General features: G+C 71.5%; 16 protein-coding genes. 2 read left to right on the top strand and 14 right to left on the bottom strand.

Features of this window, described 5'->3' with window-relative positions:
* Window positions 1–58 precede the first annotated feature (58 nt).
* From pstC to OG715_RS21810, 11 genes are all read right to left on the bottom strand, one after another.
* On the bottom strand, window positions 59–1078 hold the full coding sequence (gene pstC / locus OG715_RS21765; protein WP_266270520.1) for a phosphate ABC transporter permease subunit PstC: 1020 nt from the start codon (window positions 1076–1078) through the stop codon (window positions 59–61).
* 111 nt (window positions 1079–1189) lie between these two features.
* On the bottom strand, window positions 1190–3871 hold the full coding sequence (locus tag OG715_RS21770; RefSeq protein ID WP_266270521.1) for a hypothetical protein: 2682 nt from the start codon (window positions 3869–3871) through the stop codon (window positions 1190–1192).
* A gap of 405 nt (window positions 3872–4276) precedes the next feature.
* Entirely contained in the window at window positions 4277–4861 is a 585-nt protein-coding gene (locus tag OG715_RS21775; protein ID WP_266270523.1) for a hypothetical protein, read from the bottom strand.
* 174 nt (window positions 4862–5035) lie between these two features.
* Window positions 5036–6103 (bottom strand): substrate-binding domain-containing protein, encoded by a 1068-nt coding sequence (locus OG715_RS21780; protein WP_266270524.1) that lies wholly within the window; start codon window positions 6101–6103, stop codon window positions 5036–5038.
* 398 nt (window positions 6104–6501) lie between these two features.
* Window positions 6502–6909 carry a hypothetical protein gene (locus OG715_RS21785; protein ID WP_266270525.1) on the bottom strand — a complete coding sequence of 136 codons (408 nt, stop codon included), beginning with the start codon at window positions 6907–6909 and terminating at the stop codon, window positions 6502–6504.
* Window positions 6899–7321: a DUF1508 domain-containing protein gene (locus OG715_RS42445; RefSeq protein WP_327073738.1), complete on the bottom strand. Its 423-nt coding sequence runs from the start codon at window positions 7319–7321 to the stop codon at window positions 6899–6901. Before OG715_RS42445 ends, OG715_RS21785 begins: the two co-directional genes overlap by 11 nt.
* A 275-nt stretch (window positions 7322–7596) precedes the next feature.
* Window positions 7597–9459 carry a sensor histidine kinase gene (locus OG715_RS21790; RefSeq protein WP_266270526.1) on the bottom strand — a complete coding sequence of 621 codons (1863 nt, stop codon included), beginning with the start codon at window positions 9457–9459 and terminating at the stop codon, window positions 7597–7599.
* Between the two features lie 108 nt (window positions 9460–9567).
* Window positions 9568–10386: an STM4013/SEN3800 family hydrolase gene (locus OG715_RS21795; RefSeq protein WP_266270528.1), complete on the bottom strand. Its 819-nt coding sequence runs from the start codon at window positions 10384–10386 to the stop codon at window positions 9568–9570.
* 19 nt (window positions 10387–10405) lie between these two features.
* Window positions 10406–11149: a nucleotidyltransferase family protein gene (locus tag OG715_RS21800; RefSeq protein ID WP_266270529.1), complete on the bottom strand. Its 744-nt coding sequence runs from the start codon at window positions 11147–11149 to the stop codon at window positions 10406–10408.
* A 63-nt stretch (window positions 11150–11212) separates the two neighbouring features.
* Window positions 11213–11509, bottom strand: a complete 297-nt coding sequence (locus tag OG715_RS21805) for a hypothetical protein (protein WP_266270530.1) — start codon at window positions 11507–11509, stop codon at window positions 11213–11215.
* The gene (locus OG715_RS21810; protein WP_266270531.1) at window positions 11506–12027 is read right to left on the bottom strand and encodes an ATP-binding protein; all 522 of its coding nucleotides are present in this window, start codon (window positions 12025–12027) and stop codon (window positions 11506–11508) included. The genes OG715_RS21805 and OG715_RS21810 overlap by 4 nt, the downstream gene beginning before the upstream one ends.
* A gap of 357 nt (window positions 12028–12384) precedes the next feature.
* On the opposite strand from OG715_RS21810, the gene OG715_RS21815 reads away from it, so the two are divergent.
* Together OG715_RS21815 and OG715_RS21820 are read left to right on the top strand one after the other, a co-directional pair.
* Entirely contained in the window at window positions 12385–13242 is an 858-nt protein-coding gene (locus tag OG715_RS21815; RefSeq protein ID WP_266270532.1) for a helix-turn-helix domain-containing protein, read from the top strand.
* Window positions 13239–13460 (top strand): DUF397 domain-containing protein, encoded by a 222-nt coding sequence (locus OG715_RS21820; RefSeq protein WP_266270533.1) that lies wholly within the window; start codon window positions 13239–13241, stop codon window positions 13458–13460. The genes OG715_RS21815 and OG715_RS21820 overlap by 4 nt, the downstream gene beginning before the upstream one ends.
* A gap of 101 nt (window positions 13461–13561) precedes the next feature.
* Here the strand turns inward: OG715_RS21820 and cydD are convergent, their stop codons facing one another.
* Genes cydD through OG715_RS21835 form a run of 3 tightly spaced genes read right to left on the bottom strand, consistent with a single transcriptional unit; the run spans window position 13562 to window position 19671 of the window.
* The gene (cydD, locus tag OG715_RS21825) at window positions 13562–17059 is read right to left on the bottom strand and encodes a thiol reductant ABC exporter subunit CydD (RefSeq protein WP_266270534.1); all 3498 of its coding nucleotides are present in this window, start codon (window positions 17057–17059) and stop codon (window positions 13562–13564) included.
* 4 nt (window positions 17060–17063) lie between these two features.
* Entirely contained in the window at window positions 17064–18089 is a 1026-nt protein-coding gene (gene cydB, locus OG715_RS21830) for a cytochrome d ubiquinol oxidase subunit II (RefSeq protein ID WP_266270535.1), read from the bottom strand.
* 31 nt (window positions 18090–18120) lie between these two features.
* A complete protein-coding gene (locus OG715_RS21835; protein WP_266270536.1) occupies window positions 18121–19671 on the bottom strand; it encodes a cytochrome ubiquinol oxidase subunit I in 1551 nt (516 codons plus the stop codon).
* Window positions 19672–19747: the final 76 nt, after the last annotated feature.

Consider the following 19747-nt stretch of genomic DNA (forward strand, 5'->3'; position numbering starts at 1 on the left):
CGGGTCGTCCCTTCACGACGGGGCGGCAGCAGGCGGGGGCGGGATGTACGGTCCACGGTCAGTCCGCCGTAGCCGCGCCGGAGCGGGACCGGTTGATCACGAACCCGGCCGCCACGTTGACCAGCAGGGTGAGCCCGAACAGCACCAGGCCGGCCGCCATCAGCGCCGAGAGCGAGAGCGGGTCCGACTCGCCGAAGCGCAGGGCGATCAGCGCGGAGATCGAGTTGGCACCGTTCTCCAGGACGTGGCTGATCCGCTCGAAGTTGGGCGAGATGATCAGCGCGACGGCGATGGTCTCGCCCATCGCGCGCCCGAAGCCGAGCATCACGGAACCGATCACCCCACCGCGCCCGAACGGCAGCACCACGGTGCGCACCATGCCCCAGCGGGTCGAGCCGAGCGCGTAGGCGCCCTCCCGCTCGCCCTGCGGCGCCTGGGAGAACACCTCGCGGCTGAGCGAGGTGACGATCGGGATGATCATCAGCGAGACGACGACGCCGGCGATGAAGGTCGAAGAGGTGTAGGAGCTGGCGATGTCACCGGTGCGCACCTTGAGGAAGGGGATCGTGTCGCCGAGGTGGTTGGACATCCAGCGGACGAAGCCGATGATCCGCGGCTGGAGGAAGAACAGCCCCCAGAGGCCGTAGACGATGCTGGGGATCGCGGCCATCAGGTCGACCAGCGAGATCAGGGTCGCCCGGAGCCGGACCGGTACGTACTCGGAGATGAACACGGCCGAGGCCAGCGCCACCGGGACCGCGATCACCAGGGCGATGACGGCGATCAGCAGGCCGTTCGGCAGCACCGAGGCGATGCCGAAGTTGTGCGCCTGGGTCAGCCACTTCTGCTCGGTGAAGAAGGAGAAGCCGACCGCGCGGAGCGCGTCGGCGCCGCGCAGGACGAGGAAGAAGGCGATCAGGCCCATGATCGCGAAGACTGAGAGCCCGGCCGCCCGCAGGAAACCGCGGAACACCCGGTCACCGGGTGTGGACGGGGCGGTGATGGTGCGGGGTACATCGTGGTCCGGCTGGCCTGGAGTCTCGGCGAACGGTGTCGCGGGCTCGGCGGCGGCTGTCATGGTCTGCTCTCCGGCGCGCTCGGTACGGGACAGGTGCGGGGGACTGGCGGGGACGGGGAAGGGACTCGGCGGGGCCGGGACAGCGGCCCCGCCGAGTCGGAACGTGCGTCGTCAGACGCGGCGGCCCGGACGCAGGCGCGCCCAGACCCCGGACGCCCCGGCGGCGATCCTCGCGCCGGCCGGAGTACCGGCCAGGACGAGCGCCAACGGGCCTCCCACCAGCAGGACCGCGCCGGCGATCAGCGCGATCGGGAACAGCAGCCTGGCCCCGCCGGAACGGTCGGCGGCCGGCGTTCCGGCAGCGACCGGGGCGGCGGCGAGCGGCCCGGTGGTGGCGGCCGGAGCGGCGTTCGCCTTGACCGGGGCCGCGGACGCCGCGGGTGCGGCGGGCGCGGCGGCGGGAGCCGCGGCGGTGCCTGCGCCCGAACCGGTACCGGCCGCACCGGTCGTGCCCGAGCCGGTGGACGTCCTGCTGCCGGTCGAGCCCGAGGTGCCGGTCGAACCGGTGCTTCCGGTCGAGCCGGTGGAACCGGTCGTGTCCGTGGACCCCGTGGAGCCCGTGGAACCGGTCGTGCCACCGGTCGAACCGCTGGTGGTCCCGCCCGTGGTCGCGCCGGTCGTCCCGCCGGTGGTCCCACCGTCGCTGCCGCCGGTGGTCCCGCCGGTGGTTCCACCCGTGGTCCCGCCGGTCGTACCGCCGTCGCTGCCGCCGGTGGTTCCACCGTCGGTACCGCCCGTGGTCCCGCCGTTCTCGCCGTTACCGCCGGTCTGGCCGCCGGTCTCGCCCTCGGGCTCGGTCGGCTTGGGGCCTGGCTGGTTGCCGGGGTAGGTGCCGTCCTGCGCCGCGACGTGCGTCACGGCGGACCGCGCCTGCGCCAGCTGGTCGTCCGTCAGGGCGAGGAACCCGGGGGTCAGCTGACCGGGCTCGTTGCCGTAACGCTGGCCCTCGGCCGGGTCGGTCACCCGTCGCAGGAACTCCGAAGCCGCCTTCGCCTTCTCCGTGGAGAGGCCGCCGGTCGGCATCATCGCGTACTGCACGACCGACAGCGGGTACGCCTGCGCCGAGCTCGCGAACTCGGTTCCGGCCACGCCGTACGGCAGCTTCTGGGTGCCGGTGGCGGGGTCGACGGGCATCGTCGCGACGGCGGCCCGGAGGGTGTCCTGGGTCGGCTTCACGAACTGTCCGGCCGGGTTGCGGAGCGCGGCCTCCGGCATGCCGTAGGCCTTGGCCTGGCCGCTGTCCATGATCGCGAACAGCCCGCGGCGGCCGGGGTCGACCGGCGCGCAGCCGGGGTGCTTGCCGTCCACGTCGGCGAACGGGGACTGGCAGGTCGGCTTGGCCATCAGGAGGTTGCGCGCGACCTGGGCCAGACCGTTGTTGAGCGGGTTGATCTCGTACATCTTCCACGCGTCAGGACCGGAGTAGTCCTGCACCCGGATGGCGTCCACCGGGTAACCGGCGAACGCCGGCTGCCGGTAGAAGGTGTTGATGCGCATGCCGTTCGGGTCCGGATCGCCCCGCATGAAGGCCGCGGCCTCGGGGTCTGCGGCGATCCACGAGGTCAGCTGGTAGATCAGGTCGGTGGTGCCGCCGAGCACGATCGGCGCCGAGTCGGCCAGCCAGGCCTGCTCGGTGCACTTGGGCCAGCGCTGACCGCCGGCCGGGTCGAGCTGGTTGAGGTCGAGAAAGTCCTTGTCCTCGAAGATGCAGACCGGGTTGTTCCCGACCGACTCGATCGTGACGCCCTTCACCATCGCGTAGGACTGGGTCAGCATCTTCGCCAGCAGCCGCGGCGTCAGGTTCAGCGTCTTGATCTGGCCGGAGTTCGCCATGTCGTCGACCACGTAGGCGACCGAGATCGCCGAGGTCGCGAGCGGCGCGTAGACGTACGGCCGGGTCGCCGGTTCGGTCTCCGGGAGCGCGGTCAGGGCGATGTCCGGCCCGGACTTGTTCCGGAAGTTCGCCCGTGCCTGCGGCTCGCCGGTGTTCGAGATGTAGTCCACCCCGAGCGGCTTCGTGCCCTGGCACAGACCCGCGCGCCACTGCTGCATGGCGCGGTTGGCCATCGCCAGGCTGCCGACCAGCAGGTCCTGCGCCGCGTTGGGGCAGTCGCCCGCGGTAGGCGAGAAGGAGAGCGGGATGACGACCCGGTTCGCCCAGGCGCAGCTCTCGCCCGGGTTCCAGGTGTCGTTCTCCGCACCGCTCAGGGGGAAGACCGACTCCGAGGCCATCGCGAAGAACTCGCTCTCGATCGGATTGTCGAGGGAGTGGTTCGAGCAGTCGATCTGTTGGTTGTCGGTGGTCCAACCGAGCGAGTCGCCACCGTAGTTGGCCTCCACCACCAGCGAGCACGGGTGGGTGGAGTCGCAGCCGAGGCTCTGGCTCTCCTGGGAGGTCCACACCTCGACGTCCGCCTCGCCGCGGCCGTCGGGGCCGGTGACCCGGACCGCGCCGTTGAAGGGGAACTCCGGTGTGACGGTGCCCGGCGGGGGCGCCGGCTGGAGGAAGCCCTTGGCCGGGTCCTGGTTGAACTTGGTGCTGCCGTAGCAGTCGTGCACGGTGGGGTTGGTGCCCCGGCACTGGTAGACCCGGACGGGGTAGAGCTCCTGGCCGGTGGGGCTGTTGAGCTTGACGAACTTCACCGGGTTGCCCATCGGGTCCACGGTCGGGGTGAAGCCCTCCCACGAGACATGGACGACCTGGTTGCTGAGGTTGGTGGTGGAGGAGACGGTGACCTTGCCCTTGGGGCCGTAATCCTTGGTGGCCGGGTGCCAGACGGCCGGCCCGTCCACGGTCGTCGCGGTGGCCGCGGCCGCCTGCGGAACCGTTCCCGCACCCAGCGGAAGGATCGCCGAGACCCCCACGACCGCCCAGGCCGTCCCCAGTGCCAGCAGTCCTCTCCTCCACCTCCCCTGGGCTCTCGAACCCGGTGGACGGACTCTCATGACGTGCACCTCCAGGACCGCGCTTCGCGCGTAGACGGGGAACCGGCCGGACCCCGGCGCGAGTTGGCCAGATGCCGCCGATGGTCAGTCACCATTCGGCCAGCCGTACATGGACGCCGTGGATCGACAGGATGTACGAGGCCACAACTCGCCTGCGAACAACACTCTTTGATCACTTCGACGGCCCGTTCCCCGAAGCGCGGAACAGCGGGGCCCGGACATCCGGACCCCGCCGCCGTTACCTGGTGCGTGTCAGCTGCCGGCCTTGAAGGTGAGGTTCAGCGAACCCACCGACTGACCCGCGGTGAAGAAGGAGGTGTTCAGCTTGGTGTCGAGGTACTTCGCACCCTCCTCGTCCACCTGGAGGTCGCTGGCGGTCAGCGTGCTGGCGGCGGCGTTGCCGGCGACCGTGGTGTCGCCGGCCGGGTCGAGCAGCGCGACCGGGGTGGTGCCGCCCTGCGGGACACCGGTGATCTGCCAGGTGCCCACGCTGAAGGACAGGTTCTTGAAGACGGCGCTCTTGCCGGTGTGCAGGTTGATGAAGAGCAGCCCGCCACCCAGCTGAACGTCACCGTAGTAGCCGGGGAGGTTGGCGGAACCGCCGGTCACCGGGAACGCGGCGGACAGGCCCGTGGCGCTGTCGTAGGAGCCCGTGGCCGTCGGGAGGGCAAAGACCATGACGCCCGCCGAGAGGGAGTTGATCAGGAAGGTGTTGCTCTCGTTCACCACGGCACTGCCGGTGGCCGGAGTGGCGGCGGAGGCCGAGGTGGCCGCGCCGGTGGTGGCGAGCACAACAGCGGTGGCAACGGCGGCGAGACGGGCGCTGGTGCGGGACATACTGCTCTCCTAGGTGTGCAACATGGAACGGTCCGGCCATGAGGCCGTGGGTTGGTGCGGTCGTGCGGTCCTGCGGTGGTGCCGCCGGCTCCGCCCGGAGTCGCTCCGGACGGCCCGGCGTGGCCCGACGGCCAGGGGCGGAAGCCCCTGGCCGCCGGAAGTACAAGGTCTGGATCAGACCGCGTGGGTGGTGCTGCCACAGGCGCCGACCGGCAGGGTGCGGAAGCCGTAGCTCTTGATGTCGGCGGCGGCGGTGGCGTTCTTGCACACCCAGCCGTTGGTGCCGAAGATCGCGCGCAGCGCGGTGCCCTGGGTGTCGGTGGCGTTCCAGTTGGCCTCGCGGACCACGTTGTAGACCACGCGGCCGAACGAGGTGTTGGCGAAGGTCGCCGCCAGGGCGTTGGTGGCGTCGATCGGGGAGATGCCGTCGATCGAACGGAGGGTCAGGTTGCCCGCAGCGTCGGTGCCGCTGCTGTGGCCGTTGAAGACCTGGCCGATGTAGTGGGCGGCGGAGTAGGGAACGACCGCGTTGGCGTCGTTCAGGATCGGGTCGGTGCCCTGGTTCTCCTGGACGGTCGGGTTGGCCAGGACGCAGGCGCCGCCGTTGCTCAGGCCGAGGGCCGACAGGAAGAAGGAGCGGGTGCCGGAGCCGACCTGCGGGAGGAACGCCTTGATGGTGCCGCCGGCGCCCGTGTAGCCCGGGATCTGGTTCCAGTTGGTGTAGGTGCAGTTGTAGATGTTGATCAGGTCGTTCTTGGACAGGTTGGTCGGAGCGTTGCTGCCCGTGGTCTTGGTGGCGACGGAGACCGCGTCCTTGGCGAAGGCCACGAACAGGTCGGTGGTCGGGTCACCCGGGACGGTCGGGGTGCTGTTCTTCGGGCCACGCGAGGAGCGGGCGAAGTCGACCGTGGTCTTGGAGGTGGCGTCCAGCGCGGAGATGCCGGCGCTCGAGCCGTTCGGACGGTTGAACGGCGTGGTGGCGCCGGTCTTGGTGACGATCGGCGAGGTGCCGGTCGCGTCCCAGCTGTACAGACGCGGCAGGGTGCTGCTGGCGCCCAGGAACGCGTTGTAGTCGGTGGAGAACTGGTTCAGGACGGCCTGGGTGGTGTCCGAGCCGACACCCACGATGTCCTGCGCGGCCGGCAGGGTCGACGGGTCGGCGACGGCGGTGCCGGCGGCGACGGTGGCGACCGAGGTGGCGATGGCGGCGATGGCGAGCAGCTTGGCAGCGGTCTTGCGCATGTTCCTCTTCCTCCGGTGGGAGAGCAGTACATCGCTGTGCCCGAGTACTGGTGGTCAGTTCCCGGGGCCGGTGGCCACGTCCGCAGTGGCCGCTCCGGCAGTGCCGATCCTGTCGGTCGGCCCGGTTCCGTCGGAAGGGCCGACCGGGGCCGCCGCCGATTGTCGATTTCTCGGTTCGGACAGGTTTAGCGACAGGTCAGCCCGGCCGTGGAGGGTGGGAAAGTCGCAGGTGGGAGGCCGGTGACGTTCTTCTCCAGGTGGCGACTCGGGGGGTTGCCGGAAACCTGCGCTTCACCGGAAGAGGGGGAAGGGGGTTCTGGTGCGGGGCCAGCACGAACAGCCGCCCGAAGGCGGCTGCGGGACGGCGGGACGAGCCGTCGGAAAAGCAGGACGGGCCGTCAGAACGGCCAGCTGTCCTCCCGGCCGGGACGGCGCGACTCCTGCCCCAGGCGCTGGAGACCGGACAGGAACCCGGTCACACCGGCCTGGCACTGGTCGCGCCGGAGGTAGCCCCGGGCGCTGCGGGCCACCGGCCCGGCCGCCTCGGCGGCGCCCGGACGGGTGGTGCGGACCGGCAGGTACGCCGTCCACACCCAGAGCCGGGCCTCGGACTGGCCGACGGTGCACCGCAGTGCGGCCCGCTCGATGATCAACTCACGGACGGCGTCCGCGAGTTCCTGCTCGTTGCGGTAGGTGCGCACGCCGGCGCCGAGCTGTCTGCCGTTCGCCGCACGCAGCGCCCAGGACAGCGAACGGTCGCCGACCGGGACGGTGAGCAGGCGCGGCCCGCGTCGCTCAGCGGACATCGGACGTTCTCAACGACGGCCCCCGCTCGATCGGTTCGGGACGTTCGAGGGGCTGCTGTTTCGCCAGCAGCACGACGAAGCGCCGGAAGGCGTTCTGACAGGTCGCGTACCGCTCGTAGGCACGGCTCGACCGCACCTCCGGAAGGTTGCGGGTGCCCGGAACGACCCAGACCCACCCGATACCGTCCCGGACGTGCGTGATCCGGGCGGTGAGCCCGTCCGCGACGACCCGTAGGCCGTCGAAGCCGCGCTCCGCCTCCGCGGCCGTCTCGTACGCGGCCGCGGTGACCGCGACAACACGCCCGTTCGGCGCCTTCAGTTGCCAGCGGTACCGTCCGTCCGGTGCCCGTTCGGCCCGGAATCCCCCTCGACCTGCCCCTGCTGCGGTGTGACCGCGGCCAGACGCGTCCACTGCTCCCCCACGGTCCGGTTTCTCTCCGAGACGGGAATAAAGCTATGTGTGCACACGAGAGCGCCGGAAGGCCACGAAATGCACAACTTTCTCCGTTGGCCGCGAAGTTCTCTCTCGTTAAACTTTCACCGACTGCACACCTTCCGCGCGCCAAGCACTCCCGCCCGCGCTGCGCGTCGTTCACCAACCGTTCGAGAATGTCCCGAGTCGCCCCGACCATTCCGACGAACGGTCAGACGCTCCGGACGGAGCTCCGCAGCCTTCCGACCAGTGCGTCAGAGCCGCGCCGTCCAGCGCACCCTGGTCCCCCGGCCGTACGGCCCCGGCTCGTGCCAGGCGTCCCCGCCGAGCGCCTCGGCCCGCCGGGTCAGATTGCGCAGGCCGCTGCGCCGCCCGCCTTCGGGAATGCCGACGCCGTCGTCGGTGACGGTCAGCAGCACGCCCGGGCGCCCGCCCCGGTCGAGCGACTCCGGGTCGCCGCCGACCGGCCGGCCGTCGTCGTCCAGGTGCACGGTCGCGTCGACCTCGACACCGACCCGGGAGGCACGGGCGTGCCGGGCCGCGTTGGAGAGCATCTCCCGCAGCGCCGCCAGCAGTTGACGGCCGGTCTTCTCGCCGACCAGGCTCTCCACCGGGCCGACGAAGGAGACCGAGGGCTTGAAGCCGAGCGCCGCCGCGGTCTGGCTGCACTCGCGCAGCACCCGGGTCCGCAGGGTGTCGGGCGCGTCGCCGTGGTCGTCGTGCTGGAGCGCGTAGATGGTGGTGCGGACCTCCTGGATGGTGGCGTCCAGCTCGTCGACGGCCTCACCGATGCGGACCTTCACCTCGGGGACGACGGCGCGCCGGGCGGCCCCCTCCAGCATCATCCCGGTGGCGAACAGCCGCTGGATGACCAGGTCGTGGAGATCGCGGGCGATCCGGTCGCGGTCCTGGAAGACCGCGAGCCGCTGCTGGTCGCGCTGGCCCTCGGCGAGCCGCAGCGCGAGCGCGGCCTGCGAGGCGAAGGTCTCGGCCAGCTGCTTCTCGCCGTCGGTGAACGGCAGCGCCCCGCGCGGGCGCCAGACGCACAGGCCGCCGAGCACCCGGCGGGCGGCGACCATCGGCACGGCCAGCGAGGGGCCGAAGCTGCGGGCGAGCCGGATCACCACGGTCGGATCGGTCGACATGTCGTCCAGGTGCACGCTCTCGCCGGCGAGCAGCCGGGCGGCGAAGCTGTCCGGCGGCAGCAGCTCGCCGCGCACGAACTCGGCCGCCTCCCCGGAGGCGTGGGCGACCCGCATCCGCACCGTCCCGGCGTCCTCGTCGGCGACCGGCAGCAGGATCATGCCCAGCGCGGCGTCCGCCAGTTCCCTGACCTGCTCGGCGGCGACGGTGAGGGCGATCTCCGCCTCGTCCCTGGAGAGCAGCGCCGTGGTGACGGCCGCCGCCCCGGCGATCCACCGCTCGCGGCGGCGGCCCTCCTCGTAGAGGCGGGAGTTCTCGATCGCGACCCCGGCCGCGGCGGCCAGCGCGTGCACCACCTGCTCGTCCTCGGGGGTGAAGGCGCCGCCGCCCTTCTTCTCGGTCAGGTAGAGGTTGCCGAACACCTCGTCGCGGATCCGGATCGGCTCGCCGAGGAAGGTCTTCATCTCCGGGTGGTGCGGCGGGAAGCCGTACGAGCGGGGGTCGGCGCCGAGCTCGGTGAGGCGCAGCGGCTCGGGGCGGTCGATCAGCGCGCCGAGGATGCCCCGCCCGACCGGCAGCTCGCCGATCCGGGCCGCCACCGCGTCGTCCACCCCGACGTGGATGAAGTCGGAGAGCCCCTGCCCGTTGGGGGCGATCACGCCGAGGGCGGCGTAACGGGCGTCGACAAGCTCGGCCGCGCCGGTGGCGATCCGGTGCAGGGTGGCGTGCAGATCCAGGCCCGACCCGACCGAGACAACCGCTTCCAGCAGCCGCTGCATCCGGTCCGTGACCGCGGCGGCGGACTGCAGCCGTTCGGCCACCTCGGTGACCAGGGTGTCCAGCCCGAGCGACGAGATCTCGGGAACGCGGTGCGGCGCCTGGTCCGCCTCCGGATCACCAGGGACGGCGGCCCCTCCGGACACGGCGGTCCCGGCAGGCTCGGCGGGCTCGGGCAGGTCTGGCGTGGGGTCCATGCTGATGAGCGTAGTTTGTGCTGATTTCTGCCGATGGACGGCACGACCGACCGCCGATACGCGATCGGCGGTCGGTCGGAAACGTCCCCGGGGACACCCGCCCAGGGGTCAGACCGCCGCGACGAGAGCCTGCGCGTACGGCACCGAGGCGACACAGGGGTGAGCGATGCCGTGCCCGGTGTGGCCGTCCTCGCCGAAGGCGTCACCGTGGTCCGCGCAGGCGATCATCAGCCACGGCCCGTGGTGCGGCAGCTCCTCGAAGAGCCGGCCCAGCTCACCGTCCGCGTAGGACAGAGCCGCACACTGGCTCTCCCAGCTGTCCTCCGCCTCGCCGGGGAGGTAGCCGGCCGTCGGCTCGTGGGTCGCCGAGACGTTCACGAACAGGAACAGCCGCTGCTCGAAGGACTGCTCCGCGAGCACGGTCAACGCTCGATCGACCTGGTGCCGGGTCGACTCGTAGCAGTCCGGGCCGGTCTCCTCGGCCCAGTACGCCTCCTGGAACAGACCGGGCAGGACCCGGCCCAGCTTCGTACGGGAGTTGAAGTAACCGACGCCTCCGATGCACACCGTGCGGTAGCCGATACCGGCGAGGCCGTTGACGATGTCCGGCGCATCGAAGACGTAGGTGGTCGGCGCGATGGTGCGGCCCCTGCCCGGAACGGCCTGGCAGGCCAGCAGTCGGGGCGGCCGGTTCGGGCCGGACGGTACCGGCAGGAATCCGGCGAAGAAGGCTTGGTGCGCCGGGTAGGTGAAGGTGCCCTGGGTCCGACGCTCCTCCCAGAGCCCCTCGGGCAGGATCCGCTCCAGGTCGGGGGTCCGACCGGCGTGCATCGTGGCGCGGGCCACGTCGTAGCGCAGCGAGTCGAACGTCATGAACAGGACGTGGTGGGTGCCGATGATCGCATTGGCGTTCAGCTGGGGGGACACCGGTGGGGAGCCCTTTCGTTCAGGAGGTGATGCGGAACTCCTCCCCGAGGGCGAAGCCGTGCCTGACGGCTTCCTCTCCGGCCACGATGACGTCCTTCACGGTGTCGATCCCGCGCCAGTAGCCGTCGATCCGGTGGGCGAACAGCCGACCGTCCTTGGCCAGCTCGGGGAAGGTGGAGTCCTCGTGGTCGCCCTTGTCGGGGAAGAGCGGGAAGGTGCGGGTGTCGATGAGGTAGACGCCCGCGTTGATCCAGTACGGGAGTACGGGGCTCTGGGTGAAGCCGAAGATCCGGTCGGTGCGCTCGTCCAGATCGGCGACCCCCCAGTTCGAGCGGTACTGGCTCAGGGCGATCGTCACGGCGGCCTGCCGCATCCGGTGCCGCTCGGCCATCTCGACGAACGAGAAGCCGGTGACGATGTCGCCGTTGAGGACGGCGACCGGCGCCCGATCGGCCGGGTCGCGCAGGAACGCGGTGGCGAACTTCAGCGCGCCGCCCCGGCCGAGCGGCTCGCTCTCGATGGCGTAGGTCAGACGCACGCCGAACCGGGCACCGTCGCCCGCGTAGTGCTTGATCATCTCGTGCCGGTAGCCGCCCGAGACCACGACATCGGTGATGCCCTGCCGCGCTAGCCAGACCAACTGGTAGCCGATGATCGGCACGTCCGCGACCGGCACCATCGCCTTCGGCGCGTCGTCGGTGTAGGGCCGCATCCGGGTGGCCTGACCACCGGCGAGGATGATCGCTTGAGTGGGTGTCTCCATGTCGCAAATCCTCCCATCGTCGTGACATGACGATTCATCAACTACTTTGTCCTACAGGCCGATTTATGCGGACCGAGTCATGCGCACCTGCCTCAGCACGTCGCGGATCTCGTCGAGGTGCGGGCCCAGATGCACCCGCACCTCGTTCTGGACGAAGTCCGAGAGTGCGCCCGCAAAGCCGTCCTCGACCTCCGGCACCTCGCCGTCCGCCCCCTCGGCGCAGATCCGGTCGAATCGGCGGTCCTCCCGGCGGGCATGGGCCCGAACCGAGTGCCGGACGGCGGCGGCGCGCATCCGGCGCGCCGCCGCCGACCGCCCGACGAAGCCCCTGGGCCCACGGCGGACCATCGGCGCGCTCACGCCGCAACCACCGGATCACGCAACTGTGGGCGGCGGTCCGCCGCCCACAGCAACGCGTGCGCGCCCAGGGCGGCCATCCACAGGGCGGCCCCGGCGACGGCCACCGTGGCGCCCGTCGGTCCGGTCGTGGCCGGGCCCGCGAGCGGCAGCTCGAACCAGACGACCTTGCCACCGCCCTCGGCCGGCTCCCAGCCGTGCCGGGAGGCCAGCGCCTCGACCAGCGCGAGCCCACGGCCGCCGGTGTCCAGGTCGCCCGCCACCCGGAGCTGCGGCGGGCGGTCGCTCCCGTCCCTGACCGACACCCGCAACACGGCCACGCCGATCGCCACCTCGACCCCGATCTCGCCCGCCGCGTGCCGCAGCGCGTTGGTGACCAGCTCGGAGACGAGCAACTCGGCGCTGTCCGCCCTGTCCTCCGGCAGGCCGACCCCAGCTATGCGCAGGACATCCCGGAGCCGATGCCGGGCAACGCCGACGCTCTCGGGCACAGCCGACAAGTTGAAGCTGGTCTCGCACATGGCAGTTCCTCCCGTGGCCGATCAGACGGCGTGAGGGTGCTTCCGGGGGAGCGACCTCAGTGGTCGCAGGTGATCGTCGAGCGGTGGCGAACTACCGCTCGCCGGCCGATTGCTGGTTCACAGGCGGCGCGCAGAGCACGCGACGGGCGCGGGCCAGTGAAGCCATCCAGCTGGCTCTCCGCAGTCCGGCGCTAACAGGATGTCGCCTACTCACTCATCAATGCAACCCATCCAGGAGTGAAATGAAAACATTCAATTCGAACCTGAATTCGGCCAGTTGAAGCATGGGCGAATGGTGGCGAGCAGGCTCACGGGACAGGCACACTGGTCCGGCGATACTCAGGAGAGGCGATCACCATGGCCACAGCCGAGCCACGCGTGCCGACAGTCCGTCAGCGTCGACTCGCAGCAGATCTTCGGCGCCTGCGCGAAGAGAAGGGACTGTCGGCCGAACAGGTCGTCGGCAAGTTCCCGGGCATCCTCAATCTGCCCAAGCTCAGCCGGTACGAGAACGCCAGATCCGGCGCCAAACCCGAGATCGTCGAGGCTCTGCTCGACCTCTACGGGTGCGACGAGGGACTGCGCACGGTTCTGCTGGAGATCGCGGGGCAGAAGGACCAACGCGGTTGGTGGAAGGGCTACAGCGACACCATCAATCCGATCTACACCGACCTGATCTCGATGGAATCGCAGGCCGTTGAGGTGAAGGCATTCGAGCTGGGCTTCGTTCCCGGCCTTCTCCAGACTCCGGACTACGCAGCCGCGATCATCTCCAGGCTGTCTGCCGTGACCACGGGCGTCGAGGCGATGGTCGATGTGCGCATCGCACGGCAGCGCGTCCTCACCCGGGACAACCCGGTGAAGCTCTGCGCGGTCGTCCACGAAGCCGCCCTGGCGATAAACGCCGGCGAGGGCGTCATGCGTGAGCAGCTCAACCGCCTGGCGAAGATGAGCCGGCTCCCGAACATCCAGATCCAGGTCATGCCGGCGAACACCCGCCCGAACCCTGGGCTCAACGGGGCGTTCACGCTCCTTGAGTTTCCACAACGCGCCCTCGACATCGTGCTGACCGGCGGCACGGTCCGCAGCAGCTGGGTCGAGGATCCGGCGGAGGTGGATACCTACCGAGGGGGCTTCCACGAGATCATGGCTGCGGCCCTGAACGTGGACGACTCCCTCGATTTCATCATCCGAAAGAGGGACGAACTCACATGACCATCACCAATGCGTCCTCCCTGCCCGTGACTTGGAGGAAGTCCAGCCGGAGCAACGAACGCGACAACTGCGTCGAGTTCGCCTTCCCCGACGCGCCGGGATCGTTCATCCGTGACTCGAAGGACCCCAACGGGCCCGCCCTGGCCCTGACCGCCGAGGGGCACGCCGCCTTCATCGAGGCGGTCGCGCACGGCGAGTTCGACTTCGGCCTCGTCTGACCTCCGGCAGCGGGCACGGTCCGGCGCGGACGAAGCGCGCCGGACCGTGCCCGCTGTTGTACCGCATCCCGCGCGAACTCTCGGGGGACCGGCCGGGCCGGTCAGGCCACCAGTACGCCGTCCGTCTCCCGCTCGCGGTCGTGCATGGCGCGCAGGCGCCCCTCCGGGCGGGACAGCAGCTCCGACCAGGCGCCCCGCTCGACCACCCGGCCGGCCTCCAGGACCAGCACCTCGTCCACCGTGGCGTCGTCCAGTCCGGCCAGCCGGTGGGTGATCAGCAAGGTGCTGCGCCCGGCGGTGGCGGCGAGCAGGTCGGCGGTGAGGGCGTCGGCGGTGGGCAGGTCGAGGTGCTCGGCGGGCTCGTCGAGGATCAGCACCGGGAAGTCGGCGAGCAGGGCCCGGGCCAGTGCGAGCCGCTGCCGCTGGCCGCCGGAGAGCCGGGCGCCGTGCTCGCCGACCATGGTGTCCAGCCCGTCCGGCAGGCTCTCGGTGAAGTCCAGGAGCCGGGCGGCGGCGAGCGCGGCCCGCAGCTCGTCCTCGTCGGCGTCGGGCCGGGCGAGGCGCAGGTTCTCCCGGAGCGAGCTGTCGAAGACATGGGCGTCCTGCGCGCAGAGCCCGATCACCCGGCGGACGTCCTCCCCCGCGAGCGAGCGGCTGTCCACAGCCTGTGGACGACCGGCCGCGAGCACCACGCTGCCCGCGCGCTGGTCCAGGAAGCGCAGCAGCGTCTGCGCGAGCGTGGTCTTGCCGGAGCCGGACGGGCCGACCACGGCGATCCGCCGGCCGGGCCCGAGGTCGAGGTCCACCCCGGCCAGCGCGTCGGCGCCCTGCCCGGGGTGGCGGGCGGTCAGGCCGCGCACCGCGATCGGCAGCGGCCGCTCCGGCAGCGCCACCGGCGCGACGGGCTCGGCCACGGCCTCCGGCGCGTCCAGCACCTCGGCGAGCCGCTCCGAGGCGGCCAGGCTGCGCCGGCGGGCCTGGACGGCGGCCGGCATCCCGGTGACCGCCTCGAAGGCCGCCAGCGGGGTCAGTACGACCACGGCCAAGCAGACCGGGGCGAGCGCCCCGGACGCCACGCCGCGCAGTCCGACGGCCGCGGCGGCGGCCACCGTGAGGCCGGTGAGCAGGGTGATCAGACCGGTGCCGAGCGCCGCGGTGGCGGCCGAGCGGGCGGCCAGCCCGGTCAGCGTCGCGTCGGCGGCGCGGACGGCGGCCAGCCGGCCCGGCAGCGCGCCCGCCACGGTGAGTTCGGCGGTGCCGCTGAAGGCGTCCAGGACGGCGGTGGCGAGCCGCCCGCGCGCCGGGGCCTGCCGCCGCTCGGCACCGGCCGACCAGCGGGCGGTCAGCACCGGCACCACCAGACCGGCGAGCAGCAGTCCGAGCCCGAGCACCAGCCCGGCGGCGGGCAGGAAGGCGCCCATGGCGAGCGCGGCGGCCGCGGAGACCACCGCCGCCACCGCGGCCGGGAGCCGCCAGCGCAGGTAGTGGTCCTGGACGGCGTCGACGTCGGCGACCAGCCGGGAGAGCAGGTCGCCCCGCCGGAACGCGGGCAGCGCGGCCGGGGCGAGCACCGCGAGCCGGCGGTGGACGGCGGCGCGCAGGGTGCCGAGGGCGCGCAGCACCGCGTCGTGCGAGACCAGCCGCTCGGCGTAGCGGAAGACGCTGCGGCCGATGCCGAAGGCGCGCACCGCGGTGACGGCCATCATCAGGTGGAGCACGGGCGGCATCTCGGAGGCGCGGGAGATCAGCCAGCCGGAGGTGGCCATCAGCGCCACGGCGCAGCCGAGCGCGAGCGCGCCGAGCAGCACCGAGAGCGCCAGCCGGGGGCGGACGGCGCCCGCGGCGGGGGCCGGTCCGTCCTGGTCCGGAGCCGGGGGCGTCGGACGCCCCCGGTGCGCGAGCACCGGGACGGCCGCCCGAGGGGCGGGAACGGCGGCCGGGCCGGCCAGCCGGACCCGCCGGTCGGCGGCGGCGAGCAGCGCGGGCCGGTGCGCGACCACCAAGACGGTGCGCGCCGGGTCGGCTGCCAGCGCCCGGACGGCGTCGACGACGGCCGCCTCGGAGGCGCCGTCCAGGTTGGCGGTGGGCTCGTCGAGCAGGACCAGCGGGCGGTCGTCGGCGAGCAGCACCCGGGCGAGCGCGAGCCGCTGGCGCTGCCCGGCGGAGAGCCCGGCGCCGTCCTCGCCGAGGCGGGTGCCGAGGCCCTGCGGCAGCCGGTCGACGAAGTCGAGGGCGTGCGCGGAGCGCAGGGCCTCGCGCTGCTGCTCCTCGGTGGCGCCGGGCCGGTGCAGGGTCAGGTTGTCGGCGACGGTCCCGGCGAACAGGTGCGGGTGCTGCGGCACCCAGGCGATCTGCCGCCGCCAGCTGTCCGGCTCCAGCTCGGCCAGGTCGTGGGTCCGGCCGTCGGCGCCGGTGATCCGGACCGTCCCGGCGGTGGGCGCGGTGAGGCCCAGCAGGACGCCGAGCAGGGTGGACTTGCCGGCCCCGGAGGGCCCGGTGAGGGCGACCGTCTCGCCGGGGCGCAGGGTGAGCGAGGCGCCGTCCAGGGCGGGCGCGCTCCGGCCGGGGAAGGCCACCACGAGGTCCTCGACCGTGACGGCGGCCCCGGCCAGGGCGGGTGCGGGGACGGTGCCGCGCGGCGGCAGCGGGGTCTCCAGCACCTCGAAGATCCGGTCGGCGGCGGTGAGGCCCTCGACGCTGGAGTGGTAGAGCGCGCCGACCTGGCGGATCGGGAAGTAGACCTCGGGGGCGAGGACCAGGATCAGCAGCCCGGTCTCCAGGTCGAGGGTGCCGTCGACCAGCCGGAAGCCGACGGTGACGGCGACCAGCGCGACCGAGAGGGTGGAGAGCAGTTCCAGCGCGAAGGAGGAGACGAACGCGATCCGCAGGGTGCGCAGGGTGGCCCGGCGGTAGTCGGCGGTGATCCTGGCGACGGTGGCGGCCTGGGCGCGGGCCCGGTTGAACACCTTGAGCGTGGGCAGTCCGGCGACGACGTCCAGGAAGTGGTGCGAGAGCCGGGACAGCCCCTCCCACTGACGGTCCATCCGGGCCTGGGTGGCCATCCCGATCAGCACCATGAACAGCGGGATCAGCGGCAGGGTGCCGGCGATGATCGCGGCCGAGGTGACGTCGGCGCCGACGATCCGCAGCAGCACCGTGGCCGGGACGACCACGGCGAGCGCGAGCTGCGGCAGGTAGCGGGCGAAGTAGTCGTCGAGCGCGTCGACGCCCCGGGTGGCCAGGGTGGTGAGTTCGCCGGTGCGCCGGCCCGCCAGGTAGGCCGGGCCGAGCGCGGTGGCGTGGTCGAGCAGCCGGCGCCGCAGGGTGGACTTCACCCGGGCGACGGACCGGTGCGCGACCAGTTCGGTGAGCCAGCCGACCAGCCCGCGTCCGACCGAGGTGAGCGCCAGCAGCGCCAGCGGCGTGCCGAGCTCTCCGAGCCCGTCCCGCTGCTGGAAGCCCCGGACCACGAGTTCGGCGATCAGGCCCGCCTGGGCCACCACCAGGGCCGCGTTCGCCGTCCCGAGCAGGACGGATCCGGCGAGGAAGGCCCGGGTGGTGCGGGCGTGCGCGAGGAGTCGGGGGTCGACCGGCTTCATGGCCTCAGCCCTGGTCGAGGGCGGCGGCCGGGTCGTGCCCGGGGATGTGCTGGACGCCGATCCGCTTGCGGAACACCCAGTACGTCCAGCTCTGGTAGAGCAGCACCAGCGGGGTGAACACGGCGGCCACGATGGTCATCAGCTTGAGCGTGTACGGCGAGGAGGCCGCGTTGGTCACGGTCAGGCTCCACTCCGGGTTCAGGGTGGACGGCATGACGTCGGGGAAGAGCGCGAGGAAGAGCATCGCGACGGCGGCCACGATCGTCGCGCCGGAGAGGACGAAGGCCCAGCCCTCGCGGCCCACCTGGTTGGCGAGGAGCGCGCCCACCAGGGCGAGCACCGCGACCACCAGGGCGGCGAGGCTCCAGCCGTTGCCGTTGGCGGCCTGGGTCCAGATCAGGAAGACCGCCGCCAGCGCCGCGGCCGCCAGACCTGCCCGCAGCGCCGCGGCCCGGGCCCGGTCGCGGATGTCGCCGACCGTCTTGAGCGCGGCGAACACCGCGCCGTGGAAGGTGAACAGGCTGAGCGTCACCAGGCCGCCGAGCAGTGCGTACGGGTTGAGCAGGTCCCAGAACCCGCCGACGTAGTTCTTCTCGGCGTCGATGTCGACGCCGCGGACGATGTTGGCGAAGGCGACGCCCCAGAGGAAGGCCGGGACCAGCGAGGTCCAGAAGATCGCCTCCTCCCAGTTCCGCTGCCAGCGCGGTTCGGGCCGCTTGGCCCGGTACTCGAAGGCGACGCCGCGCACGATCAGGCAGACCAGGATCAGCAGCAGCGGGATGTAGAAGCCGCTGAAGAGGGTCGCGTACCAGTCCGGGAAGGCGGCGAAGGTGGCGCCGCCGGCGGTCAGCAGCCAGACCTCGTTGCCGTCCCAGACCGGACCGATGGTGTTGATCAGCACCCGGCGCTCGGCGGTGTTCCGGGCGAGCGGCTTGGTGAGGATGCCGATGCCGAAGTCGAAGCCCTCCAGGAAGAAGTAGCCGATCCAGAGGACGGCGATCAGGACGAACCAGACGTCGTGAAGTTCCATGGTGTGTCGTTCCCGTCGATCCTGGGTGGCCTCAGTAGGCGAAGACGAGCGGCTTGTCGGCGTCGTCCCCGGAGCCGGGACCGCGCAGGGTCGGGTCCTCGGTCGGCGGCCGCTCGTCGGTGACCGGTCCGGCCTTGGCGTACTTGACCAGCAGCTTCACCTCGACGACGGCGAGGATCGCGTACAGCGTGGTGAAGGTCGCCAGGGCGCCGATCTGGGTGCCGATGCCCACGTTGGGCGAGACGGCGCTCGCGGTGGTCATCAGTCCGAAGACCGCCCAGGGCTGCCGGCCCATCTCGGTGAAGATCCAGCCGAAGCTGTTGGCGATCAGCGGGAAGCCCATGGTGAGGATGCCGATCCGCCAGCTCCACTTGGTGAGAAAGGGGCCCAGCTCCCGCTTCGGGGTGAGCATCAGCCTCGGCACCTCGGTGTCCCCGGTGCGGAACTCCGGGGCGAGGAAGCGCTTCTTCCTGGTGGTCCAGAGCCCGATCACCCCGGCCACGAAGGAGGTCATCCCGAAGCCGATCATGAGGCGGAAGCCCCAGTAGGTGACGAAGATGCTCGGGATGTAGTCCATGGGGTCGCCGCCGTACTTGGCGGCCTCGGCCTCGGCGGTGTCGTTGATGCCGGGGACGGAGGAGCTGAAGTCGCTGTTGGCGAGGAAGGACAGTATCCCGGGGATCTCCAGCTCCACCGAGTTGTGGCCCTTGCTGACGTCGCCGACCGCGAAGACCGAGAACGGCGCCGGCGCCTTGGTGTCCCAGAGCGCCTCGGCGGCGGCCATCTTCATCGGCTGCTGGCGGAACATCACCTTGGCGAGCGAGTCACCGCTGAGCGCGGTACCCAGGCCGAAGACCACCGCGAGCACCAGGCCGAGCCGCAGCGAGGTCCGCATCACGGCGACCCTCTCCGGGGCGGCGGCGGCGCTCCCCGGCTTGCGCTCGGCCTTCCAGAGGTGGAACGAGGCGATGCCGACCATGAACGCGGCGCCGGTGAGGAAGGCCGCGGTCAGGGTGTGCAGGACGACGGTGACGGTGGTGTCCTGGAACAGCACCTTGGCGATGTCGGTCAGCTGGGCCTTGCCGGTGGCCGGGTCGATCACGTAGCCGACCGGGTGCTGCATCCAGGAGTTGGCCGCCAGGATGAAGTAGGCGGAGAGCACGGTGCCGAGCGCGACCATCCACATGCAGGCGCAGTGCAGCTTCCGCGGCAGCTTGTCCCAGCCGAAGATCCACAGGCCGATGAAGGTCGATTCGAAGAAGAAGGCGATCAGCGCCTCCATCGCGAGCGGGGCACCGAAGACGTCGCCGACGAAGCGGGAGTAGTCGGACCAGTTCATGCCGAACTGGAACTCCTGCACGATGCCGGTGACCACGCCCATCGCGATGTTGATCAGGAAGAGCTTCCCCCAGAACTTCGTGGCGTGGAAGTACTTCTCCTTGTCCGTCCGCACCCATGCGGTCTCCAGCCCCGCCACGATCGCGGCGAGGCTGATGGTGAGCGGTACGAAGAGGAAGTGGTAGACGGTGGTGATGCCGAATTGCCATCGCGCGATGGTTTCGTGAGCGATTGCCAGGTCCACGTCGCCCTCTCTCCAACCGACCTCGTTCGAGGTCACATTTCAGACAAACTTCATCTATAGCCGGGGACCGCTGCCC

This window comes from Kitasatospora purpeofusca, from assembly GCF_036010405.1.
GTDB classification, from domain to species: Bacteria; Actinomycetota; Actinomycetes; order Streptomycetales; family Streptomycetaceae; genus Kitasatospora; species Kitasatospora purpeofusca.

Coding starts and splice junctions, on each gene's coding strand:
- pstC (WP_266270520.1), bottom strand. CDS start 1,078: ATGACAGCCGCCGCCGAGCCCGCGACACCGTTCGCCGAGACTCCAGGC.
- OG715_RS21775 (WP_266270523.1), bottom strand. CDS start 4,861: ATGTCCCGCACCAGCGCCCGTCTCGCCGCCGTTGCCACCGCTGTTGTG.
- OG715_RS21780 (WP_266270524.1), bottom strand. CDS start 6,103: ATGCGCAAGACCGCTGCCAAGCTGCTCGCCATCGCCGCCATCGCCACC.
- OG715_RS21785 (WP_266270525.1), bottom strand. CDS start 6,909: ATGTCCGCTGAGCGACGCGGGCCGCGCCTGCTCACCGTCCCGGTCGGC.
- OG715_RS21790 (WP_266270526.1), bottom strand. CDS start 9,459: ATGGACCCCACGCCAGACCTGCCCGAGCCCGCCGAGCCTGCCGGGACC.
- OG715_RS21800 (WP_266270529.1), bottom strand. CDS start 11,149: ATGGAGACACCCACTCAAGCGATCATCCTCGCCGGTGGTCAGGCCACC.
- OG715_RS21810 (WP_266270531.1), bottom strand. CDS start 12,027: ATGTGCGAGACCAGCTTCAACTTGTCGGCTGTGCCCGAGAGCGTCGGC.
- OG715_RS21815 (WP_266270532.1), top strand. CDS start 12,385: ATGGCCACAGCCGAGCCACGCGTGCCGACAGTCCGTCAGCGTCGACTC.
- OG715_RS21820 (WP_266270533.1), top strand. CDS start 13,239: ATGACCATCACCAATGCGTCCTCCCTGCCCGTGACTTGGAGGAAGTCC.
- cydD (WP_266270534.1), bottom strand. CDS start 17,059: ATGAAGCCGGTCGACCCCCGACTCCTCGCGCACGCCCGCACCACCCGG.
- cydB (WP_266270535.1), bottom strand. CDS start 18,089: ATGGAACTTCACGACGTCTGGTTCGTCCTGATCGCCGTCCTCTGGATC.